General features: G+C 61.1%; 13 protein-coding genes. 7 read left to right on the top strand and 6 right to left on the bottom strand.

The features are described 5' to 3' along the window. Position 1 precedes the first annotated feature (1 nt). Together BSF79_RS05850 and BSF79_RS05845 are read right to left on the bottom strand one after the other, a co-directional pair. A complete protein-coding gene (locus BSF79_RS05850; RefSeq protein WP_090268918.1) occupies positions 2 to 1,399 on the bottom strand; it encodes an aspartate aminotransferase family protein in 1,398 nt (465 codons plus the stop codon). Between the two features lie 104 nt (positions 1,400 to 1,503). Further along, positions 1,504 to 2,178, bottom strand: coding sequence for a GntR family transcriptional regulator (locus tag BSF79_RS05845; RefSeq protein WP_245776330.1), 675 nt, complete (start codon positions 2,176 to 2,178; stop codon positions 1,504 to 1,506). A gap of 169 nt (positions 2,179 to 2,347) precedes the next feature. Here BSF79_RS05845 and BSF79_RS05840 point away from each other — a divergent pair, with 169 nt between their 5' ends. From BSF79_RS05840 to BSF79_RS05820, 5 genes are all read left to right on the top strand, one after another. Beyond that, positions 2,348 to 3,433 carry a polyamine ABC transporter substrate-binding protein gene (locus BSF79_RS05840; RefSeq protein ID WP_090268916.1) on the top strand — a complete coding sequence of 362 codons (1,086 nt, stop codon included), beginning with the start codon at positions 2,348 to 2,350 and terminating at the stop codon, positions 3,431 to 3,433. A 63-nt stretch (positions 3,434 to 3,496) separates the two neighbouring features. Then, a complete protein-coding gene (locus BSF79_RS05835; protein ID WP_090268915.1) occupies positions 3,497 to 4,621 on the top strand; it encodes an ABC transporter ATP-binding protein in 1,125 nt (374 codons plus the stop codon). Between the two features lie 2 nt (positions 4,622 to 4,623). Further along, complete coding sequence (locus tag BSF79_RS05830; protein WP_245776329.1) at positions 4,624 to 5,514, top strand: ABC transporter permease subunit; 891 nt, start codon at positions 4,624 to 4,626, stop codon at positions 5,512 to 5,514. Beyond that, positions 5,511 to 6,329 carry an ABC transporter permease gene (locus BSF79_RS05825; protein ID WP_090268914.1) on the top strand — a complete coding sequence of 273 codons (819 nt, stop codon included), beginning with the start codon at positions 5,511 to 5,513 and terminating at the stop codon, positions 6,327 to 6,329. Before BSF79_RS05830 ends, BSF79_RS05825 begins: the two co-directional genes overlap by 4 nt. Then, on the top strand, positions 6,326 to 7,657 hold the full coding sequence (locus BSF79_RS05820) for an NAD(P)/FAD-dependent oxidoreductase (protein ID WP_090268913.1): 1,332 nt from the start codon (positions 6,326 to 6,328) through the stop codon (positions 7,655 to 7,657). Before BSF79_RS05825 ends, BSF79_RS05820 begins: the two co-directional genes overlap by 4 nt. A gap of 57 nt (positions 7,658 to 7,714) precedes the next feature. Here the strand turns inward: BSF79_RS05820 and BSF79_RS05815 are convergent, their stop codons facing one another. From BSF79_RS05815 to BSF79_RS05800, 4 genes are all read right to left on the bottom strand, one after another. Beyond that, on the bottom strand, positions 7,715 to 8,827 hold the full coding sequence (locus tag BSF79_RS05815; RefSeq protein ID WP_090268912.1) for an ABC transporter permease: 1,113 nt from the start codon (positions 8,825 to 8,827) through the stop codon (positions 7,715 to 7,717). A gap of 4 nt (positions 8,828 to 8,831) precedes the next feature. Continuing rightward, on the bottom strand, positions 8,832 to 11,567 hold the full coding sequence (gene rbbA / locus BSF79_RS05810; protein ID WP_090268911.1) for a ribosome-associated ATPase/putative transporter RbbA: 2,736 nt from the start codon (positions 11,565 to 11,567) through the stop codon (positions 8,832 to 8,834). Beyond that, positions 11,564 to 12,634, bottom strand: coding sequence for an HlyD family secretion protein (locus BSF79_RS05805; protein WP_090269098.1), 1,071 nt, complete (start codon positions 12,632 to 12,634; stop codon positions 11,564 to 11,566). The genes rbbA and BSF79_RS05805 overlap by 4 nt, the downstream gene beginning before the upstream one ends. Before the next feature lie 168 nt (positions 12,635 to 12,802). Then, positions 12,803 to 13,726, bottom strand: a complete 924-nt coding sequence (locus BSF79_RS05800; RefSeq protein ID WP_090268910.1) for a DMT family transporter — start codon at positions 13,724 to 13,726, stop codon at positions 12,803 to 12,805. Between the two features lie 139 nt (positions 13,727 to 13,865). Between BSF79_RS05800 and BSF79_RS05795 the strand changes: the two genes are divergently transcribed. Further along, on the top strand, positions 13,866 to 15,371 hold the full coding sequence (locus BSF79_RS05795; protein WP_090268909.1) for a malonate--CoA ligase: 1,506 nt from the start codon (positions 13,866 to 13,868) through the stop codon (positions 15,369 to 15,371). 148 nt (positions 15,372 to 15,519) lie between these two features. Further along, a complete protein-coding gene (locus tag BSF79_RS05790; RefSeq protein WP_090269097.1) occupies positions 15,520 to 16,107 on the top strand; it encodes an outer membrane protein in 588 nt (195 codons plus the stop codon). Positions 16,108 to 16,167: the final 60 nt, after the last annotated feature.

Genomic DNA, 16,167 nt, shown 5'->3' with positions numbered 1-16,167 from the left:
CTTAGGACGCGGCCACCATCAGCCCTTCTTTTTTGGCCTGAGCATAGCACTCATCCAACGATTTGGTCGCGCGCTCGATCAGCATATCGGCCTCGGCGGTGGTCATCACCAAGGGCGGGCTGATGATCATCCGGTCGCCGACATGGCGCATCACCAGATTGTTGGCAAAGCACCGCTCGCGACACATATACCCCACGGTGCCCGCGTCGGCGGCAAAGGTCGCGCGGCTTTCCTTGTGCGGCGTCAGGGCGATCGACCCCATCATGCCAACGATATTGGCCTCGCCCACCAGCGGGTGATCTACCAAGGCTTCCCACTTTGTCTTCAGATAGGGGGCGATCACATCACGCACGTGATCAACAATGCCTTCTTCCTGCATGATATTCAGGTTTTCCAGCGCCACAGCCGAAGCCACCGGATGGCCGTTATAGGTGTAACCGTGGTTGAATTCGCAGGCGCCGATCACCTCGGCCACTTCATCACAGACAATCGAGCCACCAATCGGTTGATACCCAGACGACAACCCCTTGGCGATAGTCATGATATGCGGGCGGATGCCCACGGTTTGCGAGCCGAACCAGTTGCCGGTGCGACCAAACCCACAGATCACCTCGTCGGCGATCAGCAGGATTTCGTATTTGTCGCAAATTCGCTGAATTTCTGGCCAATAGGTGGCGGGCGGCACGATCACGCCACCGGCGCCCTGAATCGGCTCGGCAATAAACGCCGCAACCCGGTCTTCGCCCAGCTCGAGAATCGCCTGCTCCAACTGCTGCGCGCGCTCCAGCCCGAATTCCTCGGGCGTTTTATCGCCGCCTTCGGACCACCAGTTCGGCTGATCAATGTGGTGAATATCCGGGATCGGCAGGCCACCCTGCGCGTGCATCCCGCTCATCCCGCCAAGGCTTGCCCCGCCCAGCGTGGACCCGTGATAGGCATTTTTACGGCTGATGATCACCTTCTTGGTCGGCTTGCCCTTTTGCGCCCAATAGGTGCGCACCATGCGGATATTGGTGTCATTCGCTTCCGACCCCGACCCGGCATAGAACACATGGTTCAGATCGCCCGGCGCCAGCTCGGCCAGCTTCTGGCTGAGCGCGATCACCGGCACGTGGGTCGTCATGAAAAACGTATTGTAATACGGCAGTTCGCGCATCTGCCGCGCCGCCACATCGGCCAGCCGGTCACGGCCATACCCGATGTTGACGCACCACAGACCAGCCATGCCATCAAGGATCTCGTTGCCCTCGCTGTCAGTGATGAACACGCCGTCAGCCCGCGTGATAACCCGCGCCCCGCGCGCCGCCAGTTCGGTCTGCGTGGTGAACGGGTGCATATGGTGCGCCGCATCCAGCGCCTGCAATTCCTTGGTGGGCATATGATTGGTGATCGTGGTCATCGCGGGCCTCGCATTGTTCGGGATATCGCGGCATCAAGCTGATATAACAGCCACTGGCCGCCGTCACCGACAGAATATGATCAAATATTCCCGTGTCAATCGAATCAGTTTGGTGCTTCGGAAAACTCCAACATCTCGCGGACCTGCTCCATTCCTTGCAACATATCCTCGCGACTGGCCTTTGCCGCCCCTTCGGCGTCACGGGTGCGCATACAGGCCAAAAGGTCCTTGTGTTTGTCCGGCAGATTCTGGGTTCCGACCCGGCCACAGACCACCCTCAACGACGGTCCAAACCGCAGCCACAGACCCTCGGCCATAGCCGCCAGAATCGGGGCATCGGCCAGGTCATAAATCCGCGCGTGGAAGCGATAGTTATACTCAAGATAGGCCTGCAAGTCGCCCGTGGCGATGGCGGCATCCAGCGTATCGTCGATCCGGGTCAGCTGCGCCAGGTCCTCTGCCGTGGCGCGCGCGGTCGCGCGCAGGCTCAACTCGGACTCAAGCCATTGACGTGCAAAGATAATTTCAGCGATATTTTCCGCCGTCAGCTGGGGCACGATCACCCTGCGATTGCCCTGAAACTGCAACGCCCCTTCGGAGGTCAGCCGCCGGATCGCCTCGCGCACCGGGGTCATTCCGGCGTTCAGCCGATCGGTCAGCCCCTGAATGGTCACAGGCTGCCCCGGAGCGATCTCTCCGAACAGAATTTGCTCGCGCAATTTGCGATAAATCACCTCATGCGCCGGAGGCCGCGCGACACCTGCTTCTGCACTGATCATTTTCCGGGCACTTCCATCCATTCCGCTACTTTTCTCCGCATCCGGCTCACACGCCTGCTTGCGAGTTTAACTGCAGCGTGGAAACATTACCATATTGCCTAAATGGCTGAAACTTGATCAAATTCGGATCAAGGGCAAAAAGACCCGAGATCCAAGGGGAGATACCAATATGAAATTCCGCTTTCTGACCATGACCGCCAGCCTTGCGCTTTTCGCCGGGGCTGCTGTGGCCGAAGAGGTGCGCGTCTATAACTGGTCCGACTATATCGACGAGGCCCTTCTGGCCAAGTTCGAAGCCGAGACCGGCATCAAGCTGATCTACGATGTGTTCGACAGCAACGAGGTTCTGGAAACCAAGATGCTGGCCGGCAGCTCGGGCTATGATGTGGTTGTGCCCACCGGCACCTTCCTGCAGCGTCAGATCACCGCCGGCGCGTTCCAGAAGCTGGACATGTCGAAACTGCCGAACCACGCCAACATGTGGGACGTGGTCGAAAAGCGCACCGCGCAATACGACCCCGGCAATGAATATTCGATCAACTACATGTGGGGCACCACCGGGATCGGCGTGAACGTCGGCAAGGTGACTGAACTGCTGGGCGAAGACGCCCCGATCAACTCGCTGGCTTTGGTGTTCGACCCGGCCAACATGGAAAAGCTTGCGTCCTGCGGTGTGCATTTCCTTGATGCCCCGTCGGAAATGATCCCCGCCGCGCTGAAATATCTGGGCGAAGACCCCGACAGCCACGACCCCGATGTGATCGCCAAAGCCGAAGGCGTGTTCATGCCGGTGCGCCCCTATATCCAGAAATTCCACAGCAGCGAATACATCAACGCGCTGGCCAATGGCGACATCTGCGTTGCTGTCGGCTGGTCCGGTGACATCCTGCAAGCGCGCGACCGCGCCGCCGAGGCTGATAACGGCGTCGAGATCGCCTATAACGCCCCGGTCGAGGGCGCGCAGATGTGGTTTGACCAGATGGCCATTCCTGTCGACGCCCCCAACCCTGATGCGGCGCATGTGTTCCTGAACTTCATCATGGACGCGCAAAACATGGCCGATGCTTCGAACTACGTCTACTATGCCAACGGCAACAAAGCCTCGCAGGCGCTGCTTGAAGAAGACGTGATCGGCGACCCGGCGATTTACCCGGACGAGGCGACGCTGGACAATCTGTTCACCACCACGCCGTACGATTCCAAGGTGCAGCGCGTCGTGACCCGCCTGTGGACCAAGATCAAATCGGGCACCTAAGACCCGCAACATATCAACGGCCCGCGCACCCCTGCGCGGGCCAACTTTTTGACAGGGACCAGCATGGCACAAACAGTTTTCGCCCCGTGGGATGACCCCACCCAGAGACCGCTGATCCAGTTCAAAGGCGTGACCAAGCGCTTTGGCGAATTTGTGGCGATCGACAACCTGACGCAGGATATCTACGAGAAAGAATTCTTCGCCCTGCTCGGGCCGTCCGGCTGCGGTAAGACCACGATGATGCGGATGCTGGCCGGGTTCGAAAACCCGACCGAAGGCCAGATCCTGCTGGCCGGTCAGGACATGGCCCATGTCCCGCCCAACCAACGCGCCGTGAACATGATGTTTCAGTCCTACGCGCTGTTCCCGCACCTGACGGTCTGGGAAAACATCGCCTTCGGACTGAAGCGGCAGAAGATGCCCAGGCACGACCTTGACGAGCGCGTCGATGAAATGCTGCGCCTGACCCGGCTCAGCAAATTCGCCAAGCGCAAACCGCATCAGATCTCGGGCGGTCAGCGTCAGCGAGTTGCCCTCGCACGCTCTCTGGCACGGGCGCCGAAACTGCTGTTGCTGGACGAACCGCTGGGCGCGCTGGACAAAAAGCTGCGGCAGGACACGCAGTTTGAACTGATGGATATTCAGGAAAAGACCGGCACCACCTTTGTGATCGTGACCCATGACCAAGAAGAGGCCATGACCGTCGCCAGCCGCGTCGCCGTGATGGACGAAGGCAGCATCATTCAGGTCGCCACCCCCGCCAATATCTATGAAGCGCCCAATTCGGTCTATGTCGCCGACTTCATCGGCGATGTGAACATCATCGAGGGTGCCGCGACCAGAACCGCCGAAGGCTATGATATCGCATGGGCCGAAGGCCAGCCGCCGTTCCACGCCAAAACCCCCGTGGTACTGGGCAACGGCGGGCCCGCCTATCTGGCGATCCGGCCGGAAAAGATCTCTATCTCGGCCGAAAAGCCCGACGATGCGGGCAATACCGTGCGCGGCAGGATCATCGACATCGCCTATCTCGGCAATATCTCGACCTACCACGTCGAGATCCCCGGCGGCACGATGATCAAGGCGCAATCGGCCAACACGCGCCGCCTGTCGCGCCGCTCCTTCACTTGGGAAGACGAAGTCTGGCTGTCCTGGACGGACACCGCCGGCATCGTATTGGAGCGCTGATCATGCGGCGCTTCACCCTCATCGCGGTTCCGTATCTGTGGCTTCTGGCGCTGTTTCTGGTGCCATTCCTGATCGTGCTGAAAATCTCGCTCAGCGATACCGCGCTGGCGATCCCGCCCTATACACCAACCCTCGATTTCTCGGGCGGATGGAGCGCGATCAAAGATTTCTTCTCGAAACTCGATTTCGAGAATTTCATCTTCCTGACCGAAGACGACCTGTACTGGAAAGCCTATCTTTCCAGCCTGCAAATCGCCGGCATTTCGACCCTGCTGACGCTGCTTGTCGGCTATCCCATCGCCTATGGCATGGTGCAGGCCCCCGATGAATGGCGCCCGACGCTGATGATGCTGGTGATCCTGCCGTTCTGGACCAGCTTCCTGATCCGGGTCTATTCTTGGATGGGCATCCTGTCGAACGAGGGGTTTCTCAATCAGTTTCTGCTGTGGACCGGGCTGATTTCCGAACCGCTGATCATCCTCAACACCAAGATCGCGGTCTATATCGGCATCGTCTATACCTATCTGCCGTTCATGATCCTGCCGATCTATGCCGCGCTGGAAAAGCTCGACATCTCTTTGCTGGAAGCCGCCGAAGACCTCGGCTGCTCGCGGCTTTCGGCCTTCTGGCTGGTCACCATTCCGCTGTCAAAGGGTGGCATCATCGCCGGGTCGTTCCTTGTGTTCATCCCGGCGCTGGGTGAGTTCGTGATCCCCTCGCTTCTGGGCGGCTCGGGCACGCTGATGATCGGCAAGATCCTGTGGGAAGAGTTCTTCTCGAACCGTGACTGGCCGGTGGCCAGCGCCGTTGCCGTGATCTTGCTGCTGATCCTGATCATCCCGATCATCCTGTTTCAGCGCAACGAACAAAAAGCCCGCGAGGCCGACCAATGAGACGCTTTACATGGTTCAACGCCACCTCGCTGACCCTTGGCTTTGCCTTCCTGTACCTGCCGATGATCATTCTGGTGATCTACAGCTTCAACGCCTCGAAACTGGTCACGGTCTGGGCCGGATTTTCGACCAAATGGTATGGCACCCTGCTGCAAAACCAGGCCTTTCTTGATGCCGCATGGGTCACGATCAAGGTCGCCGTGATCAGTTCGACCATCGCCACGGTGCTGGGCACCATGGCCGCCTATGTTCTGGTCCGGGCCGGGCGCTTTGCCGGGCGCACGCTGTTTTCCGGCATGATCTATGCACCGCTGGTGATGCCCGAAGTCATCACCGGCCTGTCGCTGCTGCTGCTGTTCATCGGCATCGGGCTGGACCGCGGGATTTTCACCATCATTCTGGCCCATACCACCTTCGCCATGTGCTATGTCTCGGTCGTGGTCTCATCGCGCCTCGTCAGCTTCGATAAATCGCTGGAAGAGGCCGCGCTTGATCTTGGCTGCTCAGCCTTCGATGCGTTCCGCCTCGTCACCCTGCCGATCATCGCACCCGCCGTGATCTCTGGCTGGCTGCTGGCCTTCACCCTGTCGCTGGATGATCTGGTGATCGCCTCGTTCACCGCTGGCCCCTCGGCCACCACCCTGCCAATCAAGATCTTCTCGGCCGTGCGCCTTGGCGTCAGCCCTGAAATCAACGCGCTTTCGACCATCATGATCGGCCTTGTGTCCATCGGCGTGATCTCGGCCTCGATCATTTCGAAACGCGCCGCCGTGGCGCAACAACGCGATGAACAGGCCGCAGCGCGCACATCATGAAACATATTTTTCCCGCGCACGCTTACGGGCCTGCGCCGCTCGACACATGTCACTGGTCGCAGGCCGTGCCCGACACGCTGCTGGATCGCCCCGCGCTTGAGGGCGATCACAGCACCGATGTGCTGATCATCGGCGCCGGGTTCACCGGCCTGTCCGCCGCGCTGCACCTGGCACAAGACGGCGTCGCCGTCACCGTGATCGACAGCGAGTTCCCCGGCTGGGGCGCATCGGGCCGCAACGGCGGCTTTTGCTGCCTTGGCGGCACCAAAGCCTCGGATTCGACCCTGAACAGGCGCTTTGGCCCTTCCGGCGCGCAAGGGTGGCATCAGGCCGAACGGGCCGCCGTCACGCTGGTCGGCGACTTGCTCACCCAGCATGGAATCGACGCCGACACCCACTCGCAGGGCGAAACCATTCTGGCGCACAACGCCCGCGCCATGCGCGACCTGCGCGCCCACGCCGATCAGATCACCACCAGCTACGGCGCCGCCCCCACCCTGCACAGCCAATCCGACCTGCCCGGCCTTGGCCTTGCCGGGCCGTTCCACGGCGGTATGACCATCCCGATCGGCTTTGGCCTGCACCCGCGCAAATACCTGTCGGGTCTGCTCAGCGCGGCCGAGGCCGCAGGTGCCCGCATCCACGGCCACAGCCCGGCGCAACACATCGCACAGGGCGCCCCGCACACGGTCACAACCCCAACCGCCACGATCCGCGCCAAACGCCTGATCTTTGCCACCAACGGCTACTCGTCCGAGGACACCCCCCCTTGGCTGGCCGCCCGCTATATGCCCGCGCAATCCAACGTGCTGGTCACCCGCCCCCTGACCCCAACCGAGCTTGACGCCGCCGGTTGGACCAGTCGGCAAATGGCCTATGACACCCGCAACCTGCTGCATTATTTCCGCCTGATGCCCGACAACCGCTTCCTGTTTGGCATGCGGGGTGGGCTGCAATCCTCACCGGCCTCTGATGTCGCGCTGAAACAGCTCACCCGACAGCACTTCGACCGGATGTTCCCGGCATGGCGCCACGTTGAAACCCCCGCCAACTGGTCCGGCATGGTCTGCTTTACCGCCAGCCTGGTGCCACATTGCGGCCCGGTGCCGGGGATGCAGAACAGCTTTGCGGGCTTTGCCTATCATGGCAACGGCGTCGCCATGGGCACCTATACCGGTGCCCTGCTCGCGGACCTTGTACAGGGCAAGCCGCCTCGCCACCCGTATCCGGCGGCCCTGCAAACCCCTGCCCCGCGCTTCCCGCTGGGGCGCTTGCGCCGCGCCGTAATGGGGCCTGCCTATGCCCTCAAGGCCCTGCAGGACCTCTGAGCGTTCACATGTCCCAAAATATCCCCGCCAGAGGCTCCAGCCCCCAAGCCCTTGGCCTCAGCGCAGAAAATCCCGGAACCGGTTCAGCGCGAACATAAACAGCAGCGACCCGATGACCAACAACGCCAACAGCTGCGGCCAGACCACCGCCATCCCCGCCCCGCGAAACAGAACCGCCTCGGCCAGAATGCCGAAATGCGTGTTCGGCGCGGCCAGCATGATGAACTGAATGATCTCGGGCATACTTTCGCGCGGCGTTACTGACCCCGAAAGCACCTGCAACGGCAACAACACCAGCATCAGCAACAAACCGAACTGCGGCATCGACCCCGTCAGCGTCGCCAGAAAAATCCCCATCGAGGTCGTCGCGAACAGATGCAGCGCAGCCCCCATCAAAAACAACGACAACGAACCGGGGATCGGAACTTGCAACATCCCCTGCACCACCACACTCAGCGAAAACGCCGTCGCCGCCAGCACCACCAGACCCATCGACCAGACCTTGCTGACCATGATTTCGGCGGCCGTCACCGGCATCACCAGCAAATGCTCCACCGTGCCATGTTCGCGCTCGCGGATCAGCGCAGCACCGGTCAGGATAATCGACAACATGGTCACAGCCATGATGACGTTGGAAATGGCGCCAAACCACGTCTGGTTCATCGAAGGGTTGAACCGCGCCCGCATCGTCAGCGCAACCTGCGATGCCGCACTCTGCTGGCTTCGCGCAAGAAAAGCCGTGATCTCGGTATAGACGATATTCTGAATATAGCCCGCCCCGCTGAACGCCTGCGCCATCCGCGTCGCATCCACGTTCAGCTGAACAACCGGCTGTCGCCCCGCCAGAAGATCCGCCTGAAAATTGGGTGGAAAGTTCAGCGCAAAGGTATCTTTGCCCGCATCCATCCGCGCGTCCATCTCTTCGCGGGTGATCTGCCGCGGCGCGCTGAAATAGGGCAGATAAAACGCTTCGCTGACGCGCTGCACAACCGGCGAGCGATCCTCGTCCACGATGGCAATCGTCGCCTTGTTCAGCGTCTCGGGCACCGCATTGGCCGAAGTATAGATCGACAGCGTAAAGGCATAGACAATCAACCCCGCCAGCATCGGATCCCGCAACAGCCCGCGCAATTCCTTGACACCCAGATGCAGAATAGTCTTCAGCCGCATCGCTCTACCTCGCCTGTTTGCGCAGGAACAGCGCCGCCAACACAATCAAAACTGGGCCTGTGATCAACAGCGGCACCAACTGCGGCCAAAGATCGGCAAACTCCAGCGCCTTGGAAAAGGTCCCGCGCGAGATCGTCACGAAATAGGTCGCCGGATAGATATTCCCGATCACCGCCCCAAACCCCTCAAGCGACGAAACCGGGTCTATCATGCCGGAATACTGTACCGATGGGATCAGCGTCAAAAGCGCAGTACCAAAGATCGCGGCGATCTGACTGTTCATGAAGGCCGAGATCAGCATCCCCATCCCCGTCGTCGCCGTTACAAACAGCAATGCCGCAAACGCCAGCGTTGTCACGCTGCCGGTGACCGGCACGCGAAATATCAACACCGCGAACCCCAACAACAGCACAAAGTTCATCATCGCCAGCGCGATATAGGGCAACTGCTTGCCCAAAACGAATTCCAACCGCGTGACCGGTGTCACATAAAGGTTCACGATCGAGCCAAGCTCCTTCTCGCGCACCACGCTCAGCGCCGCCAGCATCGCTGGGATCAGCACCAGAAGCATCGGAATAACCGCAGGCACCATCGCGTCCAGACTGGCAACGTCGGGATTGTACCGGAACCGCGTTTCCAGCGAATACGCCCCCGCCACTGCGGCATCGCCAAACGTCTCGCGCATCCGCTCGGTCATCCACCAGGCGTGAATACCCTGCACATACCCGCTGACCGTCTCGGCGCGCATCGGCATTGCGCCGTCGATCCAGGCGCCGATCTCGACCGGGCGACCTCTCTCCAGATTTCGGGCAAATCCGCTCGGGATCTCGATCGCAAGGCTCAACTCACCGGTGCGCATCCTGCGATCCAGGTCGTCATAATCCTTGATCGGCTCTTGTTCGATGAAATAGCGCGAGCCCGAAATCTGCGCCACATAGTCCCGGCTTATCACCGTCTGATCTTCGTCCAGCACCGCAAAGGTCAGGTCCTCGACATCCATATTGATGCCATACCCCACCACAAACATCAGCAGAACACTGCCCAGCGTCGCCAATATCCCGCGAATTGGATCCCGTCGCAGCTCCAGCGACTCGCGCTGGCTATAACTGAGCATCCGCCGCAAACTGAAGTATCCGCGCTTTTTCTGGTGCTGCGCCGTGGCCTCGACCACAGGCGCGGCTGCATCAGGCTCGGGCTCGTCGCCGATCGCCTCTTCCAGATACGAGATGAACGCGTCTTCCAGCGTCTTTACCCCGCGCTCCTCCACGATCGCCTGCGGCGCGGCGCTGACCAGAACCTTGCCCGCGTGCATCAGCGAAATCCGGTCACAGCGCTGTGCCTCGTTCATGAAGTGGGTCGAAACGAAAATCGTCACCCCATCCTTGCGCGATAGATCTGACAGGATGCTCCAGAACGCATCCCGCGCCACCGGGTCCACACCGCTGGTCGGCTCGTCCAAAATCAGAATATCGGGTCCATGCACCATTGCCACGGCCAGCGACAGCCGTTGCCGGATCCCCAAAGGCAACGCGCCAGGATAGCTGTCGATCACCTCGTTCAGGTCAAACCGCTCGACCATTTCGACCACGCGCGGCTCGATTGTGTCCGGCGCCATGTCAAACAGCCGGGCGTGCAATTCCAAGTTCTGCCGCACCGTCAGTTCGGTATACAGCGAAAACGCCTGGCTCATGTACCCGATCCGCCGCCGGATCGAGATGTCGCCCGCGTTCAACCCCTGCCCAAACAGCCGGGCCTTGCCTTCGCTCGCCACCAACAAGCCGGTCAGCATCTTCATTGTCGTGGTCTTGCCGCAGCCGTTCGAGCCCAGAAAGCCGAAAATCTCGCCCTTCTCGATCTGAAAACTGACATTTTCGACGGCAGTGAAATCGCCAAACTGCCGCGTCAGCCCCTCGGCTTCGATGACATACCCCGCATCCGCCTGATGCGCTCGGGGTGGAATGATCACCTGGTGGTGCTCCGCCCGCTCTTCCTCGGGCAGCAGCGCGATAAAGGCCGCGTCCAGGTTTGCCGCGCCGGTTTGCTCAAGCAGCTCCTTCGGCGCGCCGGTTGCCAGAACGCGCCCGGCGTCCATCGCCACCAGCCAATCAAAGCGCGCGGCTTCTTCCATATAGGCGGTCGCGACGATCACGCTCATCCCCGGCCGGGCGGCGCGTATCCGTTCGATCAAGTCCCAGAATTGCCGCCGCGACAGCGGGTCCACACCGGTTGTCGGCTCGTCCAAAATCAACAGATCGGGGTCATGGATCAGTGCGCAGCACAGGCCCAGCTTCTGCTTCATCCCGCCCGACAGCTTGCCCGCCGGCCGATCGACAAAAGGCGACAGCCCCGTCGCCAGCAGCAGCTCTGCAATCCGGCGCTCGCGCTCGGCTCGGTTGTGGCCAAACAGCCGCGCAAAGAAATCAACGTTCTCGAAAACCGACAGCGTCGGATACAGGTTCTTGCCCAGCCCCTGAGGCATATAGGCAATCTGCGGGCAGACCTTGTCGCGATGCTCGCGCGCGGTCATATCGCCACCCAGCACATGCACCCGGCCCTCTTGCACGGCCCGTGCCCCGGCCAACAGTGACAACAGGCTGGATTTGCCCACCCCGTCCGGCCCGATCAGCCCCACCATCTGCCCCGCAGGGACATCCAGCGTCACCGCCTCCAGCGCGCGAACAGCCTTATAGGACAGGCTGACGTCCTCCAGCCGTGCAACAGGCTCGATCTGTTGGGTCATTTGATCAACGCCGCCTCAAGATCGGCAGGCCAAGGCGCCTGCGGGTCCATCCGCACATATGCCATCCCCGGCAACCCGGTTTTGACCTGTTGAATATACTCCTGCAGCAACGCCTTATCGATCTGCGCCTTGATCCGGAACATCAGCTTTTCCCGCTCGATCTCGGTCTCGACCGTCTTGGGCGTGAACTGTGCCACATCGGAAACGAACGACACTTTCGCCGGAACCGTTATGCCGGGGGCCGCATCCAGAACGATCCGCACATCGGTCCCGATTCCGATCTGTCCGGCCTGACTGGTTGGCAGGAAGAAGGTCATGTAAACGTCGCCCAGATCCACCAGATTGATGATCCGGCCACCCGCCCCGACAATTTCGCCCTCTTGCGCGACCAGATATTGCACCCGGCCATCGCGCGGCGCGACCAATGTGCTGTCGTCGATCTGTACCTTGATGCTGTCGATCGCGGCCTGCGTCGCCATCACGGCGGCCTCGGCCTGTACAACCATCGCCTTTGCCGACTGGATCGCCGCCTCAGACGCCGCCAGCCCCGCTTCGCCTGCGCTGAAAGCGGCCTTGGCCCCCAGTGCCGCCGCGCGATCGGAATCCAGAACCTGCTCGGAACGCGCGTTGCTCGCCGCCAGCTTTTGCGAACGCTCCAGCTGCTTCTCGACCATATCCAGCGTTGCCTGCCGCTGTGCCAAAGTGGCTTCGGCGGCACGTTTCTCGGCTTCGCGCTGCAGGATCGTGATTTTGGCTGTCTCAACAGAAATCTCGGCCTGCGCCTTTTGTGCTTCGGCCTGCCGCAGTGTCACCTCAAGCTGAGTTGTGTCCACCCGCGCCAAAACCTGCCCGGCGACCACAAAATCGCCCTCATCCACCATGATTTTGGCAATTCGCCCCGGCGTCTTGGCCGCAATGTCGATCTCGACCGCCTCAATCCGCCCGTTTCCCGCAGCAAACCCCGCTGGCACGCCGTCCGCCTTCAGGCTGTCCCAAAGAAAGAATCCGCCGATCGCCGCAACAATAATCACAAGCGGCATGGCCCGTTTCACTGTCTTGAAGTTCATCCCGTTCTCCACGATACCTGTTCCGCATGCGTCACTTTGCAGGCGCAGCATCGGCGCGGCATTGACCTGAGTCAACTTGCGGCAGCAACCTTACCTTTGGTAATGTCAGGGCAAATTGCATATCTGCTGATTTTTCGACTCTGGCTGCGATACCACGCCGAAAACAGGTTACCCCTGCGGGGTCATGCCCGCGCGCGCCTTGCTGCGCCTCAACCCAAGCGCGTGCTCGCGCCAGATGATCAGAACCCCGGCGGAAATCACCAAAGACGCCCCCAGCAACATCTGCGTCGTCGGCACCTCGTCGAAAATGAAATACCCGATCCCGATGGCAAATATCATCGAGGCATAGTCGAACGGCGCCACCACCGACGCCCCGGCAAACCGATAGGCCGAGGTCAGGAAAATCTGCCCCATCCCCCCCAAAATTCCCGCCGCAACCAGCAACAACGCTTCGCGTGCTTCTGGGATCACCCAGCCAAATGGCAGGGTCAACAACGACAACCCGGTCGAGGTCAGCGAGAAATAGAACACGATCGCCGAGGTCTGTTCGCTCTGCACCAGCTTGCGCACATAGATCTGCGCCAATGCCGCGCACACCGCGCCCATCAGCACCAGAACCGCGCCCAGCGCTTCGGTGGTCTGCACCGTCTCGCTTGCCAGCAAGGTCAACCGCGGCGCCAGAACGATCGTCACCCCGGCCATGCCCAGCGCAACCGCGGCCATGCGGAACAACCGCACCTCTTCACCCAGAAACATCGCCGCGAAAATGACCGTCAGCAGCGGCGCGGCGTAACCGATCGCCGTCACCTCTGGCAGCGGCAGCAGCCCAAGCCCGGCGAACATCAACCCCATCGCCGCCGTCCCGACAAACCCACGCCAGAAATGCCCCATGCGCGAGGCCACCTTGAGCCCCGTCGACAGATCACGCCGCAACCACAGCCAGACAAAGATCACCGGGATCGCAAAGAACGAGCGGAAGAACACCGCCTCGCCGGGCGGCACATGCGATGCGGTCGCCTTGATCAAGGCTGACATACTGATGAAAAGAAGCACCGAGCAGAGCTTCAGTAATATTCCCCGAACCGGCTGCATCCGCATTCCCCTGTCGTGCCGAACGATGCTGACGGGCCGCGCGGCAAAGGTCAATCGCGCGGCCCCCCTTGATCTTGATAAAATCCATGCGCACACAAGGATACCGAGTTGCGCATTTAGCATTACAAAGGGGTCCGCCATGTTTGCCACCAACTACCTTGCCACCCGTCTGTCCCTCGGCGCCGAAGCGACACCGGACAAGGTTTTTGCCACGCGGCCCGGCCTGCCCGACGTGACCTATGCGCAGCTTTTCACCGGCGCACAGCAGATCGCCCAGCGCCTGCTTGGCGCGGGCCTGCGCCCCGGCGACCGCGTCGCAGTTCAGGTGGACAAGACCCTCGAGGCGGTACAGCTCTATATCGGCACCGTGCTGGCGGGGGGCATCTTTCTGCCGCTCAACACCGCCTATACCGGGCCCGAGGTCGCCTATTTCCTCTCCGATGCCACCCCTGCCATCGTGGTCTGCGATCCTGCGCGCCTTGCGGAAATCACCCCGCTTGCTGGTGCCGCCACGCTGTTCACCCTCGATAAATCCGGCCACGGCAGCCTGACCGACGATCTGCCCGCCGCCGACCCCGGCTTTCAGCCCGTGCCGCGCGATGGCAGTGATCTGGCCGCGATCCTTTACACCTCGGGCACCACCGGCCGCTCCAAGGGCGCGATGCTCAGCCATGCCAACCTGGCCTCCAATTCCGAAACCCTGCGTGACCTGTGGCAGTTCACCGATCAGGATGTGCTGATCCACGCCTTGCCGATCTTCCACACCCACGGGCTGTTCGTGGCCACCAACGTGGCGCTTCTGGCCGGTGCATCTGTCGTCTTCCTGCCGAAGTTCGACCCCGAGGCCATCTTGGACGCCATGCCAACTGCCACCAGCCTGATGGGCGTGCCCACCTTCTATACCCGCCTGCTCGAAAGCCCCCGACTGACCCCCGAGCACGCCAAAAACATGCGGCTGTTCATCTCTGGCTCGGCCCCGCTGCTGGTCGACACCCACGAGAAATGGCAGACCCGCACCGGCCACCGCATCCTCGAGCGTTACGGTATGACCGAAACCAACATGAGCACCTCGAACCCCTATACCGGCGACCGCCGCGCGGGCACCGTGGGCCTGCCCCTGCCCGGCGTCGAACTGCGGATCATGGAGGGCGACCACCCCGTCGCCCCCGGCAAGATCGGCGTAATCGAAGTGCGCGGCCCCAACGTCTTTCAAGGCTACTGGCAGATGCCCGAAAAAACCGCCGAAGAGCTGCGCCCCGATGGCTGGTTCATCACTGGCGACCTCGCGACTCAGGACAGTGACGGCTATGTCACCATCGTCGGTCGCGCCAAGGATCTGATCATCACCGGCGGCTTCAACGTCTATCCCAAGGAAATCGAAAGCCTGATCGACGACATTCCCGGCGTTCTGGAAAGCGCGGTGATCGGCGTGCCGCACCCCGATTTCGGCGAAGCCGTCGTCGCCGTCGTTGTGCCCGAAAATCCCGCACTGACACTGGCCGATATCGAAAATGTGATCACCACCCAACTGGCGAAATTCAAACAACCAAAACAGACCCTATTCCTGCCCGAACTGCCCCGTAACACCATGGGAAAGGTTCAGAAAAAGGCCCTGCGCGAAACATACGCCAGCGTCTTCAGCTAAACTTGGCCGATGCCTGCGCCGAAATCAGCCAAGTTTGGCCGATGCGTTTCTGCCGCACTAAAAAAGGATGGAACAGAAATTACGTTTCAATCGTTGAATGCATGAAGGCCCGGCAACCGGGCCCGCCACAACGAAAAGGAAAATGGAAATGTCAGTGAAAACGATCGCATTTGCCGTCCTCGGCACCGCCAGCCTCGCAGCTCCGGCAATGGCCGGCACAATGACGCCTCCGCCCGCAGAACCCGTTATCGTCGCCCCCGCGCCTGCGCGCGTCACAGGTGACTGGACCGGCGTGTATGGTGGTGTGGAACTCGGCTACGCCGATGTCTCGACCTCCGGTGCCGCAAGCGTCGATGGTGACGGCGCAATTGGCGGTCTGGTACTGGGTTATGACTATGACTTCGGCGACTGGGTCGTCGGTGCCGGTCTTGACTACGACTGGACCGATGTCGAACTCGGCGGCGTCAAGGCCGACAACCTCGCCCGCCTGAAGGTGCGCGTCGGTTATGACTTTGGCAACGGCCTGCTCTATGGTACCGCCGGTGCGGCCAAGGCCTTCACCGATGTTGCTGGTGATGACACCGGTTATTTCGCAGGCGTCGGTTACGAGCACAAACTGACCGAAAAAGTCACGGTCGGTGGCGAAGTCCTCTACCACCAGTTTGACGACTTCAACGGCTCCGGCGTCGACGCCGAAGCAACCACGGCTCAGGTCAAGGTCAACTACCGCTTCTGATCCAGACCAAAACGGGCGCCCCTGACCGGGCGCCCGCTTCCTTTTCCACCATCTCAGCCA

It is taken from the genome of Thalassovita taeanensis (genome assembly GCF_900110775.1).
GTDB classification, from domain to species: Bacteria; Pseudomonadota; Alphaproteobacteria; order Rhodobacterales; family Rhodobacteraceae; genus Litorimicrobium; species Litorimicrobium taeanense.
Note: the sequence above shows the minus strand (reverse complement) of the source record. Positions and strands in the feature narration are given on the sequence as shown.